15 protein-coding genes are annotated in these 22,469 nt (G+C 70.8%); 6 read left to right on the top strand and 9 right to left on the bottom strand.

Going from position 1 to position 22,469, the window contains the following annotated elements; all coding sequences use genetic code 11:
• Nucleotides 1-36: 36 nt before the first annotated feature.
• The 4 genes from MED15_RS17900 to MED15_RS17885 all read left to right on the top strand — a co-directional run bounded on the left by MED15_RS17900 (nucleotide 37) and on the right by MED15_RS17885 (nucleotide 4,276).
• On the top strand, nucleotides 37-1,002 hold the full coding sequence (locus tag MED15_RS17900; RefSeq protein WP_112586510.1) for a glutathione S-transferase family protein: 966 nt from the start codon (nucleotides 37-39) through the stop codon (nucleotides 1,000-1,002).
• Nucleotides 1,003-1,027: 25 nt separating this feature from the next.
• Nucleotides 1,028-1,678, top strand: coding sequence for a DUF998 domain-containing protein (locus MED15_RS17895; protein WP_225855203.1), 651 nt, complete (start codon nucleotides 1,028-1,030; stop codon nucleotides 1,676-1,678).
• Nucleotides 1,679-1,846: 168 nt separating this feature from the next.
• Entirely contained in the window at nucleotides 1,847-3,139 is a 1,293-nt protein-coding gene (locus MED15_RS17890; RefSeq protein ID WP_208646682.1) for a dicarboxylate/amino acid:cation symporter, read from the top strand.
• A 69-nt stretch (nucleotides 3,140-3,208) separates the two neighbouring features.
• Nucleotides 3,209-4,276: an NADH:flavin oxidoreductase/NADH oxidase gene (locus MED15_RS17885; protein WP_112736247.1), complete on the top strand. Its 1,068-nt coding sequence runs from the start codon at nucleotides 3,209-3,211 to the stop codon at nucleotides 4,274-4,276.
• 48 nt (nucleotides 4,277-4,324) lie between these two features.
• Here MED15_RS17885 and MED15_RS17880 read toward each other — a convergent pair whose 3' ends face one another.
• A complete protein-coding gene (locus tag MED15_RS17880) occupies nucleotides 4,325-7,927 on the bottom strand; it encodes an ATP-binding cassette domain-containing protein (protein ID WP_112736245.1) in 3,603 nt (1,200 codons plus the stop codon).
• Nucleotides 7,928-9,009: 1,082 nt separating this feature from the next.
• Between MED15_RS17880 and MED15_RS17870 the strand changes: the two genes are divergently transcribed.
• Nucleotides 9,010-9,567 carry a hypothetical protein gene (locus MED15_RS17870; RefSeq protein WP_112736243.1) on the top strand — a complete coding sequence of 186 codons (558 nt, stop codon included), beginning with the start codon at nucleotides 9,010-9,012 and terminating at the stop codon, nucleotides 9,565-9,567.
• 311 nt (nucleotides 9,568-9,878) lie between these two features.
• Here the strand turns inward: MED15_RS17870 and MED15_RS17865 are convergent, their stop codons facing one another.
• Nucleotides 9,879-10,718 (bottom strand): GNAT family N-acetyltransferase, encoded by an 840-nt coding sequence (locus MED15_RS17865; protein WP_112725559.1) that lies wholly within the window; start codon nucleotides 10,716-10,718, stop codon nucleotides 9,879-9,881.
• Complete coding sequence (locus MED15_RS17860) at nucleotides 10,648-11,988, bottom strand: MFS transporter (RefSeq protein ID WP_112605987.1); 1,341 nt, start codon at nucleotides 11,986-11,988, stop codon at nucleotides 10,648-10,650. Before MED15_RS17860 ends, MED15_RS17865 begins: the two co-directional genes overlap by 71 nt.
• A gap of 112 nt (nucleotides 11,989-12,100) precedes the next feature.
• Here MED15_RS17860 and MED15_RS17855 point away from each other — a divergent pair, with 112 nt between their 5' ends.
• Nucleotides 12,101-12,688 carry a PadR family transcriptional regulator gene (locus MED15_RS17855; RefSeq protein ID WP_091400331.1) on the top strand — a complete coding sequence of 196 codons (588 nt, stop codon included), beginning with the start codon at nucleotides 12,101-12,103 and terminating at the stop codon, nucleotides 12,686-12,688.
• A 146-nt stretch (nucleotides 12,689-12,834) separates the two neighbouring features.
• Here the strand turns inward: MED15_RS17855 and ispG are convergent, their stop codons facing one another.
• The 6 genes from ispG to MED15_RS17825 all read right to left on the bottom strand — a co-directional run bounded on the left by ispG (nucleotide 12,835) and on the right by MED15_RS17825 (nucleotide 22,078).
• Nucleotides 12,835-14,007, bottom strand: coding sequence for a flavodoxin-dependent (E)-4-hydroxy-3-methylbut-2-enyl-diphosphate synthase (gene ispG, locus MED15_RS17850; protein WP_112588507.1), 1,173 nt, complete (start codon nucleotides 14,005-14,007; stop codon nucleotides 12,835-12,837).
• Nucleotides 14,008-14,016: 9 nt separating this feature from the next.
• Nucleotides 14,017-15,267, bottom strand: coding sequence for a M50 family metallopeptidase (locus tag MED15_RS17845; protein WP_112736241.1), 1,251 nt, complete (start codon nucleotides 15,265-15,267; stop codon nucleotides 14,017-14,019).
• Nucleotides 15,267-16,478 (bottom strand): 1-deoxy-D-xylulose-5-phosphate reductoisomerase, encoded by a 1,212-nt coding sequence (gene dxr, locus MED15_RS17840; RefSeq protein WP_112605911.1) that lies wholly within the window; start codon nucleotides 16,476-16,478, stop codon nucleotides 15,267-15,269. Before dxr ends, MED15_RS17845 begins: the two co-directional genes overlap by 1 nt.
• A 43-nt stretch (nucleotides 16,479-16,521) precedes the next feature.
• Nucleotides 16,522-17,169, bottom strand: a complete 648-nt coding sequence (locus tag MED15_RS17835) for a Uma2 family endonuclease (RefSeq protein ID WP_112736239.1) — start codon at nucleotides 17,167-17,169, stop codon at nucleotides 16,522-16,524.
• A gap of 128 nt (nucleotides 17,170-17,297) precedes the next feature.
• Nucleotides 17,298-17,750, bottom strand: a complete 453-nt coding sequence (locus tag MED15_RS17830) for a hypothetical protein (protein ID WP_112605914.1) — start codon at nucleotides 17,748-17,750, stop codon at nucleotides 17,298-17,300.
• Between the two features lie 356 nt (nucleotides 17,751-18,106).
• Entirely contained in the window at nucleotides 18,107-22,078 is a 3,972-nt protein-coding gene (locus MED15_RS17825) for a CARDB domain-containing protein (protein WP_112736237.1), read from the bottom strand.
• Nucleotides 22,079-22,469: the final 391 nt, after the last annotated feature.

Here is a 22,469-nt window from a genome sequence, read left to right as displayed (position 1 = left end):
CAGGATATCCGCGTCGGCAACGGATAGGTTGACGGCATGGCCCGGGCCCAGTTCAGCGCAGAGACCAGCGGCGGCGGAGCGTTCGTCCGCCAGCCGAACCGGTTCACCGGTCGGGTCACCGCCGACTCCACCTCGCCACCCGGCGGCGGCCCGGACGAGCAGGACCGCTGGCCGCTGGAGGCCGGCCGTTACCGGCTGATCTGGTGCCGGGCCTGCCCGTGGGCGCACCGGGCGAGGATCGTGCGTGGCCTGCTCGGGCTGGACGACGCGATCTCGCTGGGCACCGTCGACCCGATCCGGGACGAGCGGGGCTGGGCGTTCGCCCTCGACCCGGACGGCTTCGACCCGGTCCTCGGCGTGAGCTTCCTGTCCGAGGCGTACCTGGCCACCGACCAGGACTACACCGGCCGGGTGACAGTGCCGGCGCTCGTCGACACCCTGACCGGCCGGGTGGTCACCAACGACTATCCGCAGCTCACGCTCGACTTCTCCACCGAGTGGCGGTCGCTGCACCGTGCGGGGGCACCGGACCTGTACCCGGTGGAACTGCGCCCCGAGATGGACGCGCTGATGGCCGAGATCCACACCGACGTGAACAACGGCGTCTACCGGTGCGGGTTCGCCACCTCCCAGCAGGCGTACGACGAGGCGTTCCGGGCGCTCTTCGCCCGGCTGGACGCGCTCTCCGAGCGGCTGGCCGGGCAGCGCTACCTGATGGGCGGAGCGATCACCGAGGCGGACGTGCGGCTGTTCACCACGCTGGTCCGCTTCGACGCCGCGTACCACGGGCACTTCAAGTGCAACCGCAACAAGCTGACCGAGATGCCGGTGCTCTGGGCGTACGCCCGGGACCTGTTCCAGACGCCGGGTTTCGGCGAGACGGTGGACTTCGACCACATCAAGCGGCACTACTACGGCACACACCGGGAGATCAATCCCAGCGGCATCGTGCCACTCGGGCCGGACGAGTCCGGCTGGAGCACGCCGCACGGGCGTGGCTGAGCCGGGTCGGCCGGCCTCCCCGACCGTGTCGAGGGCCCGCGGCGAGGTCGCCCGTCGGGTCGCCGGGTCCGCGGCGGCCGGCTGCACCCTGGCCGGTGCGGTGGCGGTGACGCTCGCCGTGGTCGCCGGTCCCGGTCCAGGGTTCACCGGGTACGTCAGCGAGGCGGGCATCGCCGGCAGCGCCCACGCCGCGACGTACCGGATCGGGATCCTTGCCCTTGCCGGCGCGTTGCTGCTGATCGGCGCGGCGCTGCCCCCCGGGGTGTGGGCGGCGGCCCCGGCGCTGCTCGCCGCCGGGGCCGTGTTCACCGCCGTGTCGGGGGCGGTGACCTGCTCCGGCGGCTGCCCGTTGCCGCCGTTCGAGCGCGCGACGGCGGCGGATCTGGTGCACGGCGGCGCGAGCATCGCGGCGACCGCTGCGGTGGTCTTCGCCATGATCACGCTGGCGGTCTCCGGGCCGGTCGGCCGGACGGTGCGTCGGCTGGCCGGCATGGCCGCCGCGCTGGCCCTGCCGCTCTGCGCCACTGTGGGGCTGGCGATGCTCGTGATCGGTCGAGGCCCGGTGGTGGGGGTGCTGGAACGGCTGATCCTCGCCCTCGCGGTGCTGTGGGGCGTGAGTACCGCCACCGCGCTGGCCCTCTGTAAGGAGCCTCACGCGTTCCGGTCCTTCCGATGAGCGGGAATCGGCGTATCGTCGGCCAGCGATGACCAATGTCTGGGGCCTCACTGTCCGCCTGTATGTCGATCTCCGACTGCAGGCCAGTGGCATCTGTCCGGGCTAGCCGCGTTCCTACGCCTGCCCCGATCGGACCGGACAATTGGATACATCCTCATGCCCTTCAGCCTGCGCAAAATTCCCTTCTCCGTGCAGATCCTGCTCGGCCTCGTGCTCGGCGTCGCGCTGGGCTTCCTTGCCCGCAGCAACGACCTGAGCTGGCTGACCAGCACCCTGCACACCGTCGGTAGCCTCTTCGTCCAACTGCTCAAGCTGGCCGTGCCGCCGCTGGTCTTCACCGCCATCGTGGTCAGCGTGGTCAGCCTGCGCGGCGTCGCCAACGCCGCCCGGCTCGCCGTCAAGACCCTGATGTGGTTCGGCATCACCGCGCTGATCGCGGTGAGCATCGGCATCGGCCTCGGCCTGCTCACCAACCCGGGCAAGGGCGTGACCCTCGACCTGGGTGGCGCCGCGGCGCCGAAGAAGACCGGCTCGTGGACCGACTTTCTCACCGGCATCGTGCCCACCAACCCGGTCGGCGCGTTCGTCGAGGGCAACGTCCTCCAGATCGTTTTCCTCGCCGTCGTCATCGGTGCCGCGGCCCTGCTGGTCGGCGAGGCCGCCGAACCGTTCGTGGCGCTGAACCGCTCCCTGCTGGAGATCGTCCAGAAGGCGCTCTGGTGGGTCATCCGGCTCGCCCCGATCGGCACCCTCGGCCTGATCGGCAACGCCGTCGCCTCGTACGGCTGGGACCTGCTGGCCCCCCTCGCGAAGTTCACCACAGCCGTCTACGTCGGCTGCGCCATCGTGCTGTTCGTGGTCTACCCGCTGGTGCTGATCCTGGCCGGTCGCCTCAACCCGCTGCGCTTCTTCGCCGGTGCCTGGCCGGCGATCGAGCTGGGCTTCGTGTCCCGCTCCTCGGTCGGCACCATGCCGGTGACCCAGCGCTCCGTCGAGCGGCTCGGCGTGCCCCGCGAGTACGCCTCGTTCGCGGTGCCCTTCGGCGCCACCACGAAGATGGACGGTTGCGCCGCCATCTACCCGGCCCTCGCCGCGATCTTCGTGGCCCAGGTGTTCGGCGTGCACCTCGGCATCGGCGACTACCTGCTGATCGCCTTCGTCTCGGTGGTCGGCTCGGCAGCCACCGCCGGCCTGACCGGCGCGATCGTGATGCTGACCCTGACCCTCAGCACGCTGGGCCTGCCGCTGGCCGGCGCCGGCCTGCTGCTGGCCATCGACCCGATCCTCGACATGATCCGCACCGCCACCAACGTCGCGGGGCAGGCGCTGGTGCCGACAGTGGTCGCCGCCCGCGAGGGCACTCTCGACCGCGCCGCGTACGAGTCCGCAGGCCGGCGTGACCTGACCGACCCGGGGCCGGTCGCCGACACCCGGCCCGAGCTCAGCCCTGTTCCTGCCTGACCGATTCACCAGTACGGCGACGGGCCCCTCTCCCCGGGGGCCCGTCGCCGTGTCGGAGAGGATGACCCCATGAGCTCCCTGTTCACTCCCCTGGCCCTGCGCGGGGTCACACTGCCCAACCGGATCGCCATGGCACCCATGTGCCAGTACTCCGCCGGCCCCGACGGCCTGCCCACCGACTGGCACCTGATCCACCTCGGCAGCCGCGCGGTCGGCGGTGCCGGCCTGGTGCTGACCGAGGCGACCGCCGTACTCCCCGAGGGCCGGATCAGCCCGCAGGACACCGGCCTCTGGTCCGGCGCGCACATCGACGCCTGGAAGCCGGTGACCGCGTTCGTCGCCGCCCACGGCGCGGTGCCGGCCGTGCAGCTCGCGCACGCCGGCTTCAAGGCCTCCACCTACCGGCCGTGGGCACCCGAGCGCGGTGGTGTGCCGGACGCCGAAGGCGGCTGGACGCCCGTCGCCCCCGGTTCGGAGCCGTTCACCGCCGACTACCGGACGCCGACCAGCCTCGACGAGGCCGGCATCGCCGGTGTGGTCGAGGCGTTCGCGGCCGGAGCCGAACGCGCCCTGGACGCCGGCTTCGCCGCCGTGGAGATCCACGCCGCCCACGGTTACCTGCTCAACGAGTTCCTCTCGCCGCTGACCAACCACCGCACCGACGCGTACGGCGGCGACCGGGCCGCCCGGATGCGGCTCACCCTGGACGTGGCCCGCGCGGTGCGCGCCGCGGTCGGCGAGGACGTGCCGGTGCTGACTCGGATCTCCGCCACCGACTGGGTCGAGGGCGGCTGGACGATCGAGGACAGCGTGGTGCTCGCCGGTGAGCTGGCCGGCGTCGGCGTCGACCTGGTCGACGCGTCCTCCGGTGGGGTGAGCACGGAACAGCGCATCCCGCTCGGCCCGGGTTACCAGGTGCCGCTGGCCGCCCAGATCCGCCGGGAGGCGGGCGTTCCGACCGGCGCGGTGGGCCTCATCGTGGAGCCCGAGCACGCCGAGCAGATCGTCGCCAGCGGCGAGGCCGACCTGGTGCTGCTGGGTCGGGAGTTGCTGCGCGACCCGTACTGGCCGCGCCGGGCCGCCGCGAAGCTCGGCGTCGCATACTCCGGCCCCGCCCAGTACGCCCGCGCCTCCTGATCCCGACCGGTCGGGCGGCCGCCGCTTGAGCGGCCGCCCGACCGTCGGTCAGCCGGCCAGGTGCGACCAGTCGCCCTCCAGGTCCTGCCAGGTGCCCTGGGCGGCCACCGTGCCGCCGAGCAGCACCACCACGTGGTCGGCCCGGACCAACGCTGCGCGTTTCGCGGTCGAGCCGACAACTGTCACCCCGTGGCCGCGCAACGCCTGCCACAGCGCCAGCTCGGTGGTGACGTCCAGCGCCGACGACACGTCGTCGGCGACCAGCAGTTCGGTACGCGGCGCCAGCGCCCGGGCCAGCGCCAACCGCTGCAACTGCCCGCCGGAGAGCCGGGTGCCCTTGTGCCCGATGAGCAGGCCCAGCCCACCACCAGCGGCGGCCAGGTCATGGTCGAGCTGGGCGGTGCTGACCGCCCCCGCCGCGTCCACCTGGTGCCCGAGGGCGATGTTGTCGGCCACCGTGCCGGAGAGCACCCGCGGCAACTGACCGACGTAGCCGACCTGGTTGGGACGTAGGAACAGCTCCGGCTCGGTGACCGGGTCACCGTTCCAGGCCAGCTCGCCGGTGTGGTGCACGATCCCGGCCAGCCCGCGCAGCAACGAGGACTTGCCCGACCCCACCGGCCCGACGACCAGCACCAACTGCCCCCGCTGCACGGTCAGGTCCACGTCCCGGACGGCCACCGTGCCGTCGGAGTGCACCACCCCGAAGCCGCGCAGCTCCAGCCGGCGCAGCGGATGCCGCGGCGGCATGGTCGGCGCGGGCGCCGTCCCGGCGGTCAGGTCGACCTCCGGCACCCCCGCGGAGTACGCGCTCACCCCGGTCATCGCCGCCGTGCGCCGGGTCCAGACCCGCGCCGAGGGCAGCTGCGAGATCAACGACGCCGTCGTCCAGGCGAACCAGCGGGCCGCGCCCAGGGTGGAGACGGCCACCAGCACCGCCCCGGCGGAGAGCGAGCCGTTCAGGTAGAGCGCCCAGGCGCCGATCGGCAACAGCCCACTGGCCATCGACGGTGTGGAGCGCGCCCACACCTGCACCGAGATCTCCCGCCGCTGCCGGTCGCTGCGCAGCACGTCCAGGCCCGCCAGGTGGCGCAGCACCGCAGTGGTCGCGCCGGCGAGCTTCACCGTCCGCGCCGCGGAGAGCGCGGAGACCAGCGCCGTGGCGAAGGAGGCCCGCGCCGCCACGGTCGCCCGGGCCGCACGCTCCAGCTTCGGCCCGAACAACGTCGCGGCCAGCCCGGAGACGACCATCGTGCCGAGGAAGAACAGCCCGGGTACGACGCTGCCGGTGACCGCCGTCATGGCGACCACGAGCACCAGCGCGACGGTCTGGTCCAGCACGTTGTCGGCGAGCTGGACCACCCGTTCGGTGTCCCCGCCCTGCGCCACCACCTCGGCGGGGGTGTGTGAGCTGACCCGGCGCGGCCCGGTCTGCCCGTGCACCAGGCGAAGGCCGATCCTCAGCATCTGCCGCACCCACCACTGCGGGAACCAGACGTGGGTGTAGAACGGCAGCGGCAGGGTGACCAGCAACCCGGCGACGATCCCCACCGCCGGCAGGTACGGGTTGCCCGTCCCGTCGACCAGGTCCGCCCAGAGCCAGGGCAGCACCGGGCCGTCCAGCCCGAGCAGGCTGAGCCCGAGGAACAGCACGATCGCGGCCGCACCGTACCGGGGATCGTTGGTGCAGAGTCGGAAGATCTCCCGCAGCGTCCGGGCCTGCGGCACCGGCGGCAGCGGCGGCGGGTCGGCCCGGGTCGGCCCGACCGCGCCCTGCGTGCCGTTCGGCGGTGTCGCCGGCGCGGTCTGCCTATTCGGCTCGGCCCGCGCGGACGCCGGCTCGGTCGGCCAGGCGGCGGCATGCTCGGTCGGCGCGACCGGCTCGCCCCGCGCGGGCGCCGGCTCGCTCGGCCACGCGTCCGGACCGGGGCCGACCAGAAGGTCGGTGCCGACGCCGCTGCGACCGGCCGGCGCCACAGTCGCGTACGCGGCAGCGTGGCTGGTCGCCAACAGTTCCGCGAAGCGGGTCGACGACTCCAGCGGACCGGCCTCGACCACCGTGCCGTCGGCCAGGACGACCACCTCGTCACAGCGGCGCACCGAGGAGAGTCGGTGCGCGATGACGATGCCGATCCGGTCGCGCAGCAGTCGTTCGGTGGCCCGCTGCACCCGCGCCTCGGTGACCGGGTCCAGCCGAGCGGTGGCCTCGTCGAGGATCACCACGTGCGGCTCCCGGACCAGGATCCGGGCGAACGCCACCAACTGCTCCTGACCGGCGGAGAGCACATGCCCGCCCTCCCCCAGCCGGGTCGTCAACCCGTCCGGCAGCTCGGCGATCCAGCCGGCCAGGCCCAGCTCGTCGAGCGCCCGAGCAGCCGCTTCGAGCAACTCCGGGTCGAAGAGCGCCACGTTCTCGGCGAGCGTGCCGGCCAGGATCTCGGTGCGCTGCGGCACCAACGCCACCCAGCGGCGCAGCTGCTCGACGTCGAGGTCGCACAGGTCGGTGCCGCCAAGGAAGACAGTGCCCGGCGGCACGTCGACCGCCCGGGTGAGCACCTTCGCCAGCGTCGACTTGCCCGAACCGGTCCGCCCGATCAGCGCGTACGAGCGACCGCGCGCGAAGGTGAGGCTGAGCCCGCGCAGCGCGGCACCTCGGTCACTCTCCCCGTACCCGAATGTCAGATCCCGGATGCGCAGGTCACCCTCGCTCGGGCTGGCCCCGCCGACCGGCTCCTGCCGGGCCTTGTAGAGCAACTGCACCCGCGCCCACGCGCCGAGCGCCTCCTGGATCTCCGGCACCATCCGGCTGACGTGTTCCGCTGTCGCCCCGAAGGCCAGGGCGAGCAGCCAGATGGCGGTGAGCCGCGCGGCGTCGATCCGGCCGGTGGCCAACGCCCAGGCACCGCCGAGCACCACAGCGCCGATGCCCGCCCGGATCGTCGCGGTGGCCACCGTCGCCACCCGGGCGGACAGCACCCAGACCACCAGGCCACGGGACAGCACGGCGGAGGCCCGCCGGGCGTACAACCGCAGCACGTACGGCCGCGCCAGACTGGTGCGAACGTCGTCCTGGCCGTGCACCGCCTCCTCCATCACGGCGGCCAGGTCGGACCACGCCTCCTCCTCGGCCATCCGGGCCGGGCCGATCCGCGCCGTGGGCCGGCGCAGGCCGACCGCGAGCACCACAGTGAGCAGCACCATCGCGATCCCGGCCGGCCACCAGACGAACAGCGCCACGACCATCGACAACAGACCGACGCAGAGGCCCTGGGCGAGCCGGGTGCCCTGGTTACGAATTGCCGACGCCACCTGATAGACGTCCCCGTCGATCCGGTCCAGCAACTCGCCCACCGGAGTGGTCTCCAAGGTGGGCAGGTCCTGCCCGAGAGCCACGCGGCAGAGCCGGCGACGCACGTCGGCGGACCAGTCGGCGGTCAGGCCGGCCATCAGCAGACTCACAGCGAGGTCGCTGAGGACCACGGCGACCAGGGCTGCGGCCAGTACGGCGAAGAAGCCAGCCGAACGATGCACCAGCACCGCGCCGGCCAGCGCCGACGCGCCCGCCTGCCCAGCGGCACCCAGCACGATCAGAACGGCCACGATCGTCACACGACGGGTCGAAGTACCCCACAGATCACGGAGCAGGCGCATGGAAAGTCCTCCGGGACGTGGGTGGCGGAGACCTCAGCCTGCCGGCACCACCCCGCCAACTCAACCGATTTTCCCGCCCCTGAGCTGGACTTCCGTCAGTTCCGCCAGCGGCGGCAGCCGACCTGCTCGACGCCGCCGGCCACGGCCACGTCGCCCGTTTCCCGAACCAGACACGGGGCACAGAACCGGCGGTTTCAGGTCAGCGCCGCCAGCAGCCGGCAACGCACGGCACAGTGGCGGACCAGAGCCGGCCGGCAGAACTCCGGCGGCTCCACCGGCATCCCAGGCGTTTCGCCCGATCTGATGCGGTCTAGCCAAACGCGTCGCCGTCAGAGGCTTCTTGATCGATTCGGGTTCCTTGATGTCGGGGTGTCCGGGCGTCCGGGATGCCCCGACTTCCGTGAACCCGAGTCGATCACCCGGTGAGGCCCGGTTCGGCGCTGCGAGCCCGACGTTGTGTGGGCCATTTGTCCGTTGGTGGGGGTGTGTGGGTGGTGACTGGGCGCACCCGCAGGCTGGAATCATGGCGGGGTCGGGGTCGTTACATACCCTGACGATCGCAGTACCACCGACCCGCCGCCCGACCCCTGGGGGCTGGTCGCGCAGGCCGGAATGCCAGCCCGCGCCCGGTCGTTACAGTCCCCACGAACGACCGCAGGCACCGCCTTGATGAGGGTGCCGACGGGTGGGCCAACCCCGGAATGACCCCGGCCCCCCGGTCGTTACACCCCCCAGCGAACGACCGCAGGCACCGCCACGACGAGGGTGCCGACGGGGTGGGCCACCCGGAATGACCTCGGCCCCCCGGTCGTTACAGTCCCCACGAACGACCACCTGGTACCGCCCCGATCAGGGTGCCGGTGCCGGCAGGTGGGGCCACCCCGGAATGACCCCGGCCCGCCGGTCGTTACACAGGGACCCGGCGCCACGAGCCCCCCGCTCGCAGGTCGCCGCCCGGCGCCCGACAGGGCGTCACCCCCCAAACTTTTCCCCTTTGTTAGTGCAGCGCCGGACGAGGTGCTCACACCCTGCCGCCGCCCCCTGGTGGTCGGGTGTTTCCTACCCCCGAAGGAGCTACCCCCATGAACACGATCTTCCGTAAGAGCATGTTGTCTGTTGCTGGTCTCGCGTTCGCCGGTGGTGTGTTCGCCGGTCCGATCGCCGCGCACGCCAACCCGGTCGATGCCAAGCCCGTCGCGGTGGCTGTGCAGTCGGCGCCGAAGCCGCAGGGCGACCAGTCCCACATCAGCCTCAACGATGAGCAGACCGCGAACGTGAAGGCGATCATCGCCGCGACGAAGAAGGCCGGTCTGCCGGAGCGGGCCGCGGTGATCTCGATCGCGACGAGCCTGCAGGAGTCGAAGCTGGAGAACCTGGGTCACCTGGGCGACATGAACGACCACGACTCGCTGGGCCTGTTCCAGCAGCGCCCGAGCTCGGGTTGGGGTACGCCGGAGCAGATCACGAACCCGGAGTACTCGACGACCGCGTTCCTCAAGGGCCTGAAGCAGGTTGACGGCTGGCAGGACATGCCGCTGACCGACGCCGCGCAGACCGTGCAGGTATCGGCCTACCCGGACGCCTACGCCCAGTGGGAGCAGCAGGCCACCGACCTGGTCGGCCAGTACTGGAACAGCTGACCCGCGCCACATCGCAGAACCAGCGCACTAAGCACCACTGCACGACACCGACCGCTGGCCGGCATCCCCAACCCGGGGTGCCGGCCAGCGGCCTTTCCGTTGTGGCCGGACGCTGGCCTCCGGTTGTTAGCCGCCTGACGCTGCTCCCAGAACTGGAGATCCCGCGGTGCCGGAGCCCTCGCGGGGTGTGGCTCGCGTCATCCAAACCGGCATCCGCCAGCAGATCTTGGACACTTTCCGTTCCGCGCGAACGGAAAGTGTCCAAGGTCTGCGGGACATCACCGCGTGCCGCTCGTGCCAACCGGCAGCGGTCAGAAGAGGACTGTGGCCAGGGTGCCGATCGGCTGGAAGCCGCAGCGCTCGTAGACGCGGCGGGCCGGGAGGTTGAAATCATTGACGTACAGGCTGACGGTGGGGGCGACCCGGAGCAGCGCGTCGCGGACCACGGCTGCCATGGCGGCGGTGGCGATCCCCCGGCCTCGCCACTCCGGTGCCACCCAGACGCCCTGGACCTGCGCCGTCCGCTTGGTCACCACGGCCAGCTCGGCCTTGAACACGACCTTGCCGTCGATGACGCGGGCGTACGCGCGACCGCTCCGGACCAGGTCGTTGACCCGCCGGCGGTAGCTGCGGCCGCCGTCCTCGGCCAGCGGGGAGACGCCGACCTCTTCGGTGTACATGGCGACCGCCGCCGGGAAGAGCCGGTCGACCTCGCCGGAGCGAACCTGGCGTACCTCCGGATCGGCCGGTACGGGCGGCAGCGTGTCGGTGACCAGCAGTGGCTGATTGGGGCGAACGTCTCGCGCTGGCCCCCAGGTGTCGGACAGGCGGTCCCACAGCCCGAGGACGGCATCGGCGCGGCCGACGATGGAGGAGCAGAGCCGCTCCTCGCCCGCGAGCAGGTCGGCGAAGGCAGCCACCGCGGCGTCACTGGCCAGCACCGGGGTCAGGTTGCCGCCGAGCCAGCAGAGTGACTCGAGGTTGCGGCGAGCCCCGTACCCCAGGATTCTGCCCTCGGCCCGCCACCAGGAGAGTCCGCGCGCGGCGATCCGCTCGGCGACCTGCGCGCCCGCGAACGGGTCATGATCGAGCAGTCGCTCGACCGCGCGGCGCTCCGATTCCCCCAGTTGGCGTACCGGCACCGTCAGCACGACTATCAGCCTGCCAGATCGACCCCCCGCTCCGCCGGTCGAGTGCCGAGGCCGGCACCGGTTCTGCGGGCCCACTGATCGGCCGGGTCCGCCCGGCCCACCGGACGACCGGGGGCACCAGGGCCCCGAGCAGGAGAAACAGGGCACCGAGCACGAGCCAACCAGGTACGCCCCAGCCGAGTGCGAGGCTGGTCACCACCACCGGTGCGAGCATCTTGCCCAGTTCGTAGCCCATGCCGTAAGTCCCCTGGTACTGCCCCTGGGCGTCCGCTGGTGCCAGCCCGAAGGAGATCCCCCAGCCGGCGGCGGAGTGCCACAGCTCCCCGGTGACGTGCGCGAGTGACCCGAGGCCGAGCAGGCCCACCGCGCCGGCGGTGGGCACCGCGCCGCTGGCGGCGAAGAGTACGCAGGCCAGGGCGATGGCCACGCCCGCTCGGCGGGCGGCCCGGGCGGCTCCGGGCAGGGTGGCGGCGGTGCCCGCGGCCCGTACCTGAAGGAGCACGACCAGCACTGTGTTGACCAGCGTCAACGCGGAGATCATCCAGGCGGGGGCCCGGGTGTGGCCGGCGATCCACAGCGGCAGGGCGATGGTGAGCAGGCTGAAGTGCATCGACATCAGCCCGTCGACCAGTGTGAAGGCGAGGAACGGGCGGTCCCGTAGGGCGACCAGCCGAGGGCCGTGCGTCGGGGCGGCGACCGGGGCGACGGCGGGCAGTCGGAGAAACACCACCGCTGCGGCCAGTGAGGTCGCCGCCGAGGCCAGGATCAGCGCGACGTAACCGGTTCGGGTGTCGGCGGCGATGGCGAAGCCGCCGAGGACGGCGCCGACGGAGATCCCGACGTTGGTGGTGGCGCGTAGGTAGGCCCGGGTGCGGACCCGCTGGTCGGCTGGGACGGCTCCGGCGATGAGCGCGCCGCGGGCACCGCGCTCAACCGCGTCGGCGAGCGCGGTCGCCGCTCCCACCAGCACGAACGTGGGGAACGACCGGACGGCGATCAGGCCGATGGTCAGGGTGCCGGCGACGAACAGCGCGCCGACCTGCACCCCGCGTGGGCCGACGCGGTCGGCCAGGTAGCCGCTCGGGGCGCTGGCCAGGACACCGACCAGGGCAGAGACGGTCAGCCCGATGCCCACCTGGGTGGCCGACAGGCCGACCGACCGGGTGAGGAAGAGCGCGCTGGCGACGAGCCAGAGGCCCCGCCCGACGGTCTTGACCAGAGTGCCGAGGGTGAGGACCCGGGCCGGACCCGGCGGGGGAAGCAGGCGCATGACCGACACCCTAACAAGACGTACGTACGGTTTGGTAGATCGGGGTTGTCGGCGATGCATTGCCGATATATCGTTGATGCATCAGCGATAGTCCTACGGAAGGAAGAACCCGATGAGGTTCCACCGACAGCACCACCCGATGCACGAAGCGCGGATGCGGGGGTTCGGGTTCCCACCGGTTCCGCCCGGTCCGCACGGCCACGAGCACGGACACGGCGGCCCCTGGGGCGGCCGGGGCCGTGGACGGGGTCGGGGCCGACGCCCCAACGTCCGAGCCTCCGTGTTGGCCCTGCTCACCGAGCGGCCGATGCACGGCTACGAGATGATCCAGGAGATCGACTCCCGCACCGGCGGTGCGTGGCGGCCGAGCCCCGGCTCGATCTACCCCACCCTCCAGCTACTGGAGGACGAGGGCGTGATCGTCGCCAGCACCGAGGAGTCCGGTGGCGGGCGGAAGCGGTTCACTGTCACCGAGGCCGGTCAGGCGGAGGCCACCGAGGCCGCGCAGACCCCACCGTGGGCGGACGTCGCCCAGGGCACGGTGAGCAGCTGGCACGACATCCGTGACTCGGGCGCGCAAGCGATGAACGCGCTGCGCCAGGTGATGATGAACGGCACCGACGACCAGCGCGAGCGGGCCGCCCAGGTGCTCGACGAGACCCGGCGCAAGCTGTACGCGATCCTCGCCGAATCCGAGTGACGCCGGGCCGGCGCCACGGCACACCAAGGCACGGCACAGCACATCACGGCACGGCACGGGCAGCACAGCGCGAGAGCGCAGGATCAGCACAAACGCACAGCGGCCGTTCCCCGCACGGGGAACGGCCGCTTTTTCCAAATGGAAAATCAGTGCACGGTGACGGTCGGACCGGTGACCAGCCCGCGCAGCTCCTCGGGGAGCTCGGCGCCCATCTCGTCGGCGATCCGCAGCGCCTCCTCGATCAGCGTCTCCACGATCTGCGCCTCGGGCACCGTCTTGACGACCTGCCCCTTGACGAAGATCTGGCCCTTGCCGTTGCCGGAGGCGACACCGAGGTCGGCTTCCCGGGCCTCGCCCGGACCGTTGACCACGCAGCCCATGACGGCGACCCGCAGCGGCACCGGCAACCCTTCCAGGCCGGCGGTGACCTCCTCGGCGAGCTTGTAGACGTCCACCTGGGCCCGGCCGCAGGACGGGCACGAGACGATCTCCAGGCCCCGCTCACGCAGGCCGAGGGACTCCAGGATCTGGTTGCCGACCTTGATCTCCTCGACCGGCGGGGCGGACAGCGACACCCGGATCGTGTCGCCGATCCCCTCGGCCAACAGGGCGCCGAAGGCGACCGCCGACTTGATGGTGCCCTGGAACGCCGGCCCGGCCTCGGTGACGCCGAGGTGCAGCGGGTAGTCGCACTGCTCGGCGAGCTGCCGGTACGCCCGGATCATCACGACCGGGTCGTTGTGCTTGACCGAGATCTTGATGTCACGGAACCCGTGCTCCTCGAACAGCGAGCACTCCCACAGCGCCGACTCGACAAGCGCTTCGGCGGTGGCCTTGCCGTACTTGCTCAGCAGGCGCTTGTCCAGCGATCCGGCGTTGACGCCGATCCGGATCGGCACCCCCGCCGCCCCCGCGGCACGAGCGATCTCCTTGACCTTGTCGTCGAACTGCCGGATGTTGCCCGGGTTGACCCGGACCGCCGCGCAGCCGGCGTCGATCGCGGCGAAGACGTACTTGGGCTGGAAGTGGATGTCGGCGATCACCGGGATCTGCGACTTCTTGGCGATCGCGGGCAGCGCCTCGACGTCGTCCTGGGACGGCACCGCCACTCGGACGATCTGGCAGCCGGACGCGGTCAGCTCGGCGATCTGCTGAAGGGTCGCGTTGATGTCGGAGGTGAGGGTCGTGGTCATCGACTGCACGGACACCGGCGCACCACCACCGACCGGAACCGAACCGACCATGATCTGGCGGCTGGCCCGACGGGGAGCGAGCGGCGGGGGCGGCACGGCGGGCATACCGAGACTGATAGCTGTCACTTCAGGCACTCACCTTGAGAAGAGCGTGATGGGGTTGACGACGTCCGCGGCGATGGTCAGCAGCGTGAACGCGCCACCGATCAGGATCACCACGTACGTGAAGGGCATCAGTTTGAGGTAGTCCACCCGGCCGGGGTCGGCCCGGCCGATGCGACCGTAGACCCAGGAGCGGGCCCGTTCGAACCAGGCGATGGCGATGTGGCCGCCGTCCACCGGGAGCAGCGGCAGCAGGTTGAACACGCCGATGAAGAAGTTCAGCGACACGAAGAGCATGAAGAAGACCAGCCAGGCGTTGTTCTCCACCGCCTCGCCGCCGAGTCGGCTGGCGCCGACCACGCTGATCGGGGTGTCGACGTCCCGCTCGCCGCCGGTGAGGGCGGTCCACAGGGCGGGGACCTTCTGCGGGAGGCGCTGGAGCGCCTGGGCGGTGCCGACGGCCAGCTGACCGGTGAAGTCGGCGGTGGCGCCGAAGGCGCCGACCGGGCCGTACGTCACGCGGGTGGGCGTGCTGGGGACGAGCCCGACACCGAGCGCGGCCACCGGCGCGGCGGCGCCCTTGGGGTCGTCCAGCGGCGGACGCTGGGTCTGCGCGAGCACCGTGCTGGTGGTGCCCGGCTGCCCGTCGCGGACGTACGCGATCTGCGCGGTCTCGCCCGGCTTGAGCCCGCGCAGCGTGGTGAGCAGGTCGCCGTAGGAGTTGATCGGGGTGCCGTTGACCGAGGTGATCCGGTCCCCGTTGCGCAGTTGCGCCTGGGCGGCCGGGCTGGCCGCGTCGGCCGGGGTGCACGCCCGCACCGCGTTCTCCGGAACCACGCACTCACTGAGCTGGATGACGGCGGGCTCCTGGCGGGCCTGCGCGTCGGTGGTCGGGAAGTCGGGGTTGGGCAGGCCGGCGGAGACGGCGAGGATCCAGATGGTGACCAGGGCGAGCGCGAAGTGCGTGATCGACCCGGCGGCCATCACGATCGTCCGCTTCCAGACCGGGTAGCGCCACATCACCCGCGACTCGTCGCCCGGCTCGACGTCGTCGTCCTGCGGGGTCATCCCGACGATCTTGCAGAAACCGCCGAGCGGAATGCCCTTGACGCCGTACTCGGTTTCGCCGCGCTTGAAGGACCAGAGGGTGGGGCCGAAACCGACGAAGTACTTGGTGACCTTCATCCCGAACATCTTGGCGGTCAGCAGGTGCCCCGCCTCGTGCAGACTCACCGAGATGAGAATGGCCAGGGCGAAGAGGACCACCCCGAGCAGGTACGACATCAAGCTCCTTCCACCGAACCCGCGATGATCTCCTGCGCGTGCGCGCGTGCCCACGACTCGGCCGCGAGCACGTCCTCGACGGTACCTGGTTCGTCGAAGTCCGGAGCCTCCTCCAACACGCGTTCGAGGGTGTCGACGATGCCGAGGAACGGCAGTCGGCCCGCCACGAACGCGGCCACGCACTCCTCGTTCGCCGCGTTGTAGATCGCCGGGCGGCTACGCCCGGCCTCCCCGGCGGCCTTGGCCAGCGCGACGGCCGGGAACGCCGCGTCGTCGAGCGGCGCGAACTCCCAGGTGTGCGCAGCCGTCCAGTCGACGGCGGTGGCGGCCTCGGGCACCCGGTCCGGCCAGCCGATGCCGAGCGCGATGGGCAGCCGCATGTCCGGTGGGCTGGCCTGGGCGATCGTCGACCCGTCGACGAACTCGACCATCGAGTGGATCACCGACTGGGGGTGCACCATCACGACGATGTCGGCGTAGGGCACGTCGAACAGCTCGTGCGCCTCGATCACCTCAAGCGCCTTGTTGACCATGGTCGCGGAGTTGATCGTGACGACCGGCCCCATGTTCCAGGTCGGGTGCGCGAGGGCCTGCTCGGGTGTGACCTGCGTCAACTCGTCGCGCCGTCGACCCCGGAACGGGCCACCGCTGGCCGTGACGATCAGTCGACGCACCTCACCGCGCGAACCCGAGCGCAGACACTGGGCCAGCGCCGAGTGCTCCGAGTCGACCGGAACGATCTGCCCCGGCCGCGTCACAGCGGCCTTGACCAGCGGGCCGCCGGCCACGAGCGACTCCTTGTTGGCCAACGCGAGAGTACGACCACCGCGCAGGGCGGCCAGCGTAGGAGCGAGGCCCAGCGAGCCGACCACCCCGTTGAGCACGATGTCGCACGGCCACTGGGCCAGCTCGGTCATGGCGTCCGGGCCCGCCACGATCTTGGGAAGCTTGAAGTCACCGGTGGCCCACCCACGCCGGCTCGCCTCGGCGTAGAACGCGAGTTGCAGATCCTGCGCGGCGGAGGCCTTCGCCACCCCGACCGCCTCGACGCCCAGTTCGAGGGCCTGCGCGGCGAGCAGCTCGACGTTGCCGCCACCGGCGCCCACGGCGACCACCCGGAACCGGTCCGGGTTGCGCCGGACGATGTCGATGGCCTGGGTGCCGATCGAGCCGGTGGACCCGAGCAGAACAAGGTCGCGGGGGGTAGTCACCCGGCCATTCTTCCCCACCCTCGCTGCACGCTCGCTGGGAGCCTCAGCCCTCCCCCTCCGACGACGCTTCGGGCAGTGCCTCCTCGCCCAGCAGGTCGGCCGGATCAATGGAGAACTCGAACGGCTCCCGCATGACGAAGCGCGTCCCGGCCGCAGCGGCAGCCACCGGCCGGTACTCCCCCTCGGTCAGCTCGTACAACGCGATGGTGGGCACCCGATTGCGCAGGTCGACCCGGAGGAAGAAAGGCACGCGTGCGGCGGCGTACTCACGCGGGCGGTCGATAATGTCCTTGCGTCGGTTTCCGGGGGAGACGATCTCCCCGAGAAGCACGGCGTGCCCGATGTCCATCGTCGTGCGACCGCCGCCGGGCGCGTCGAGAATGACGATGTCCGGGATGAAGAGATCCTGGCCCGAGACGATGTTCGTCTCAAGATAGAGCCACAGCTTCGCCCGACGGGCCGCCTGCTTGAGGAGATAAGCGAGGCCCAACTCCGCGTCCTGATGGTCGTACCCGGCATGTGGTGTCAGGATCACGCTTCCGCTCAGGACCTCAACCTTGGGGCCGTTGGTCTCCGGCAACAGGTCGAGGGCGAGCTGCGCAGTCCAGGGTTCGTCGTGCCACCGCAGTACGTCGAACGACGGCTCGGTGTGCTGCGGCGCCGGCTCCGGCGCGAACGCTGCCTGGGTCATCCGGGCTCACCCCCTCAGCGGACCATCCTGCTCAGCTCAGCCTAGTCGCGCCGCCCCGCCCGGTACGGCATCGCACACACGGTGCGACAGATTGGGATATCGGCCTGATCCCCAGGTTCCGGCGGCGTTCAGACCGGGGCGACGCAGAACACGACGTCGAGGTAGTCGGAGCGTTTTGTCCAGTTCGAGTAGTGGTAATCCATGAAGCCGGGTGCCTGGGCCTCGCACACCGCATCGGCCTGCGCCTCGTCGGCGACGGCCTGTTCGATGCGAGCCAGCACGCGCCACGTCCCGGGACCACACGGGGAAATCTCGTACACCACGGTGGCCGCGCCACCGACGTTGCGCACACACTGGCCGGCCTGCACGAACTGCTCGTCGCCGCTCGCCGTGGCGGTGGGCGTGGCCACTGTCGGGCTCGCTCCCGCGCTGCTCCGCGCCTCTGGCGTGCCGCGCGAACCGGCCCATTCGATCACCTGGAACACCACGCCCACGATGCCGGCGATCGCGGCAGCGGCACCCAACCAGCGCAGTAGGGCCCGCAGCGGCCGGCTTGTGGTGGACCCGGTTTCGTCATCCATGCTCGCCTCCGACCCTGTTGCTGGGCAGCCCTCCGCGAATCGCAGCGCCGATCCACTTTCCACATTGACAGGTCGCCCCGAGACCCGTCACGCACCCTGGATCGCCGACAGGGGGCCGCACGGCATCCGCTGCCCACCCTGTCGCACCAGGTCAACGGCCACCCTCGGCGGTCATGACCGGTTCGACAGGTCGGCAGCGGCGTCGGATGTCCGACTAACGCCCCTACCCGGTGATGATCGACTCGGGATTACGGAAGTCGGGGTGTCCGCAGCGTGCGGACACCCCGACTTCACTGAATCCTGTTGATCAAGCGCGATCGTCGATCGGGGACCGCCGGAGCGGCCCCCGATCAGGGCTAGCCGCCGTTGATGACGAACTGCGAGCCCGGCTGGATGACGATGTTGCCGTCGGCCGAGTTGGTGATTGTCACGTTGGTCAGGTTGGCGTTGCCGCGCGCGCCGCTCATCGCGAGGATGCCGGCACCGTTGACGGACCTGTCGATCCGCACGTTGGTGATGGCGACGTTCGGCATGTTGCCGCCGCCGTTCTTGAACTGGATGCCGTCGTACGTGGAGTCGATGATGTCGGTGTCGCGGATGGTGACTCCGACGATGTCTCTGGTGGAGGGGAAGAGGGTGATGGCACCGAACTCCTGGTCCTCGTTCCAGAAGGCGCCGCCGGTGCGGTAGAGCCCGTTGTTGGCGATCAGCGTCGTGCCGGAGAACGGCAGCGGGTCGTGGTCGGTCGCCAGCATGATGCCCGGGTAGTTGGCGGTGTCGTAGATCAGGTTGTTCTCGATCGAGTTGTCGTAGCCGCCGTAGATGGCGATGCCGTTGGCCCGCCAGGGCAGCTGGATGGTGTTGTTGACGAAGTGGTTGTCGTGGGCGATGTCGACGTTGCGGTCCTTGACGTACGGGTTGGCCCAGACGGCGAGCGCGTCGTCACCTGTGGTGCGGAAGGACGAGTTGAACACCCGCGAGTTACGCGTGCCGTTGCTGAAGTTGATGCCGTCGGCGTACGTGTTGCGGATCCGCATGCCGGTGAACTCCAGCCCGTCGGCCGGCCCCCACAGGTCGGGGATGTTGTCGTAGTCGCGGCCCACCCAGACACCCACGTTGGCGTGCTCGATCCAGACGTTGCTGATCTTCGTGCCGGCGCCGAAGCGACCGTTCAGACCAACGCCACCCTCGGCGTTGCCGTCACCGCCCCGGATCCGACCCGAGCCGAAGATGGCGATGTCGGAGATCTGGGTGTTCTTGTCGATGTCGAAGCCGAAGTTGCCCTCGTGCGGGTGGTTGATGCCGCCCACCACGTTCTGCGGCTCGGTCAGCGTGTAGAGCTGCGAGTGCCACATCCCGGCGCCCCGGATCGTGACGTTGCTGATGCCGACCTGGTTGTGCGTGCCCCGGTTCAGCGGGTCGTCGGTCAGGATCTTCTGCTCCTGCCGCCACTGCCCGGCGGGGATCCAGACGCAGCTGATGACACCGTTCTGGTCGTCGGTCACCGCCCGCTGGATCGCGGCGGTGTCGTCGAGCCCGTCGTTCGGGACCGCACCGTACGAGGTGATCGAGGTGCAACCGGCCGGCTGGCTCGCCGCTGGCGCCACCTGCTCCAGATCGATCGTGTCGATGACGTAGAAGGAGGCGGTGTCACCCGAGTCGCGCTGCAACTTGAACCGGGTGCCGGCCGGGTACGACTGCGCCAGCAGCGCGTTCGACTCGTCGAAGAGCCGTCGGGCGTCGGCCTGCGGGGTGTTGGTCAGCGCCTCCGGCCCGTCGGTGTTGCCGTAGAGCCAGCTGTGCTTCGACGACAGTGTCAACTTCCGGGAGAAGACGTCGTTGACGTAGAGGCTGATGGTCGCCTCGATGCCGCCACCACCGGGCGCGTCCGGGATGGAGTTACGCACGACTATGGAGTTGGCCTGGTTGGCCGAGGTGAACTCGACGAACTGGCCGGTGCTGCTGAGTCGTACCGACTTGCGGCCCGAGGACTCGCTGGCGAAGTTGGTGTGCCCGAAGGTGCGCAGCGGGTCGGCCTCCAGCAGCGTGCCCTGGTAACGGCCGGCCTCCGCCTCGTAGGAGACGTACGGGACGGCGGCCCCACGACCGACCACTATCGACTGACTGAACGAGTTGTTGGTCTCGTTGGTTTCGGCGACCACGTTTGTGGCGTCGGCGGTGGCGGTGATGGTGGCGCCGCCACTGGTGGCGGTCCAGCTACCGCTGACCGCCACGGTGACCGTCGCGCCGGCGGCGATCGAGGCGGTGTTGGTGTTGAGCGTGGTGCTGCCCGCCACCAGCCGGGTGACAGTTGCCGCGCCGGTCGCGGTGGTGCCCCGGTTCCGAACCGTCACGGTGAAGGTGACGGACGCCCCGACGGCCGGGTTCGGCGGGTTCGAGGCGATGCTGAGCACCTGGAGGTCGGGGCCCGGGGCCTGCGCCACCACCAGCGGCGACGCGGCCGTGAAGCTGTTGTTGCCGTTGTTCTGCTCGACGATCGTGTTCGCCGGGTCGACCACCGCCGAGACGGCGTAGCTGCCCATCGGCCGCGTACCCGCGTTGAACGACACTGTGGTCGAGGCGCCCGCGGCGAGCGTGCCCACCGAGGCGCTGCCGACGACCGCGCCGGCCAGGCTGAAGTTCACAGTGGTCGCACCGGCGGCGGCCGACCCGATGTTCTGCACCACTGCCGAGAGGGTGACCGGGGAGACCTCACTGGGCGACGTGGGCGACCAGGTCACCGAGCTGACGACCAGATCCGGGTTGGGTGCCGGGGTGCCGCACACCTCAAGCTCGGCCACCTGGCCGGACGGGGCACCGGTGTTGCCGGTGAACCGCAACTGCACGTCCGCGGTGGTCGCGCTGACCGGGATGGTCACCACGTTGCTGCCCTGGGCGAACTGGTAGGCCGCCGCCGACACCAGACTGGTGTACGAGGACGACGCCTGGTCGCGACCGAGCACCTGGATGGTCTGGGTACGGGTGCCCCAGGCCGGGTCCGGGTTGAGCTTCACAGTGACACCGGAGATGGAGTGGTTCGCGCCGAGCGCCACGGTCAGGTTCTGCGGGTAGCTCGCCGCGCCCTCCCAGTAGGTGGTGAGCTGCCCGTCGTTCGCCTTGTCAGGGGTGAAGCTGAAGGTGGAGCCGCTCGCCGTCATGCTCTTGCCCTGCGCCACGTTGGTGCAGGCCGGCGGGTTGCTGCCGGTGCGGGTGACGGTGTTGCTGTTGCCGGAGAGGTTGCCGGCGCCGTCGCGGGCCCGGACGTAGTACGACACGGTCGCCGTCGCCGGTTGGGTGTCCTGGTAGGTGAGGACGGTGCCCAGCGTGGCGATCAGGCTGCCGCCCCGGTAGACGTTGTAGCCGGCGAGCCCGCTGCCACCGGAGTCGGTGGAGGCCCCCCAGTTGAGCGTGATCGTGCTTCCCGACGTGCTGTGCGACAGCGTCCCCGGGACGCTCGGCGCGGTGGTGTCACCGCTGCCGGTACGGGTCACCGTGTTGCTGTTGCCGGAGAGGTTGCCGGCGGCGTCGCGGGCCCGGACGTGGTACGACACGGTCGCCGTGGCCGGCTGGGTGTCGTTGAAGGTGGTCACGTTGCCGATGGACTGGAGGAACGCGCCGTTGCGGTAGACGTCGTAGCCGGCGATGCCGCTGCCGCCCGCGTTGTCGGTCGACGCGACCCAGTTGAGGCTGATGGTGGTGCCCGACTGGGTGTAGGACAGGTTGCCGGGAACGCTCGGCGCGGTGGTGTCGGGGGTGGTGCCGCCGCTGCCGTACACCTCCAGCTCGGAGAGCTGCCCGGCCGGCCAGCCGCTGTTGGCGGTGATGGCGATCCGGACGTAGCGGGCGGAGGTCGAGCTGAAGTTGATCGTGACGGTGCTGCCGCTGGCGGGGTTGAAGGTGTACGTCTGCGACCCGACCAGATCGGTGAAGGACGAACCGTTGGTGCTGCCCCGCACGCTCAGCGTCTGCGTCCGGGTTCCCCAACCGGAGGTCGGCAGCTTCAGCACTACCTGGTTGACGCTCTGCGATGAGCCGAGATCGACCTGCACCCACTGCGGGAACGCGTTGTTGACGCTCTCCCAGTAGCTGCCCGCGTTGCCGTCGACGACCTTCGACGAGTCGTAGACGTCGGCGTGGCCGCTCTCCTGGGTGGGACGGCCCTGGGCGAGGTTGGTGGCCGCCGGGGCGAAGCCGGTGCTCGGTGCGGCGGCCCGGTCGGCCGGGCGCGCGGCGGCGGCCGGGTTCGCGAGGGCGGTCGCCCCGGCCGTCGCGATCAGCGCGGCGGCAGCTGTGGCCGCCACCATCCTGAACAGATTCGTTCGTCTCATCACTGTCCTTGTCGTCGGGGGACGGTTGCCGCGGTGGCTGGACCACGGGGGTGGAGGTGCGGCGGTGCAGCGCCGGCCGACGCGAGCGGGCCGGTGTGGGGAGAGACGGGGTGGTACGCGCGGCGCGGGGGCGCCGCTCGTCCTGGAAACACCAGATGGGTACGACCATCAACGGGCCTCCCCAGGAGGCCCGTTGAATCTTCCGAGAGCATGCACGGAACCGTGCACTTCTTTGTCGAAATCTTGCGTTACTTTGGCCCAAAGGTTACTGACGTGCTACGAGAGCGTCAACACTTCGACCACCGTGACTATTGACGGACTTGTCTGCCCTGATGGCCGCCGCCCCTGCCCACCTGCCCACAATTTCGGGGAAGGTGCCGCCTCCCGACGA

Source organism: Micromonospora noduli (assembly GCF_003264475.1).
In the GTDB taxonomy this organism is placed as follows: Bacteria; Actinomycetota; Actinomycetes; order Mycobacteriales; family Micromonosporaceae; genus Micromonospora; species Micromonospora noduli.
Note: the sequence above shows the minus strand (reverse complement) of the source record. Positions and strands in the feature narration are given on the sequence as shown.

What these genes read in the sequence shown, in the direction of transcription:
- MED15_RS17825 (WP_112736237.1), bottom strand. Translation starts at nt 22,078, where the DNA reads ATGAGACGAACGAATCTGTTCAGGATGGTGGCGGCCACAGCTGCCGCC.
- MED15_RS17835 (WP_112736239.1), bottom strand. Translation starts at nt 17,169, where the DNA reads ATGACCCAGGCAGCGTTCGCGCCGGAGCCGGCGCCGCAGCACACCGAG.
- MED15_RS17845 (WP_112736241.1), bottom strand. Translation starts at nt 15,267, where the DNA reads ATGTCGTACCTGCTCGGGGTGGTCCTCTTCGCCCTGGCCATTCTCATC.
- MED15_RS17855 (WP_091400331.1), top strand. Translation starts at nt 12,101, where the DNA reads ATGAGGTTCCACCGACAGCACCACCCGATGCACGAAGCGCGGATGCGG.
- MED15_RS17885 (WP_112736247.1), top strand. Translation starts at nt 3,209, where the DNA reads ATGAGCTCCCTGTTCACTCCCCTGGCCCTGCGCGGGGTCACACTGCCC.
- MED15_RS17830 (WP_112605914.1), bottom strand. Translation starts at nt 17,750, where the DNA reads ATGGATGACGAAACCGGGTCCACCACAAGCCGGCCGCTGCGGGCCCTA.
- MED15_RS17900 (WP_112586510.1), top strand. Translation starts at nt 37, where the DNA reads ATGGCCCGGGCCCAGTTCAGCGCAGAGACCAGCGGCGGCGGAGCGTTC.
- MED15_RS17860 (WP_112605987.1), bottom strand. Translation starts at nt 11,988, where the DNA reads ATGCGCCTGCTTCCCCCGCCGGGTCCGGCCCGGGTCCTCACCCTCGGC.
- MED15_RS17870 (WP_112736243.1), top strand. Translation starts at nt 9,010, where the DNA reads ATGAACACGATCTTCCGTAAGAGCATGTTGTCTGTTGCTGGTCTCGCG.
- MED15_RS17880 (WP_112736245.1), bottom strand. Translation starts at nt 7,927, where the DNA reads ATGCGCCTGCTCCGTGATCTGTGGGGTACTTCGACCCGTCGTGTGACG.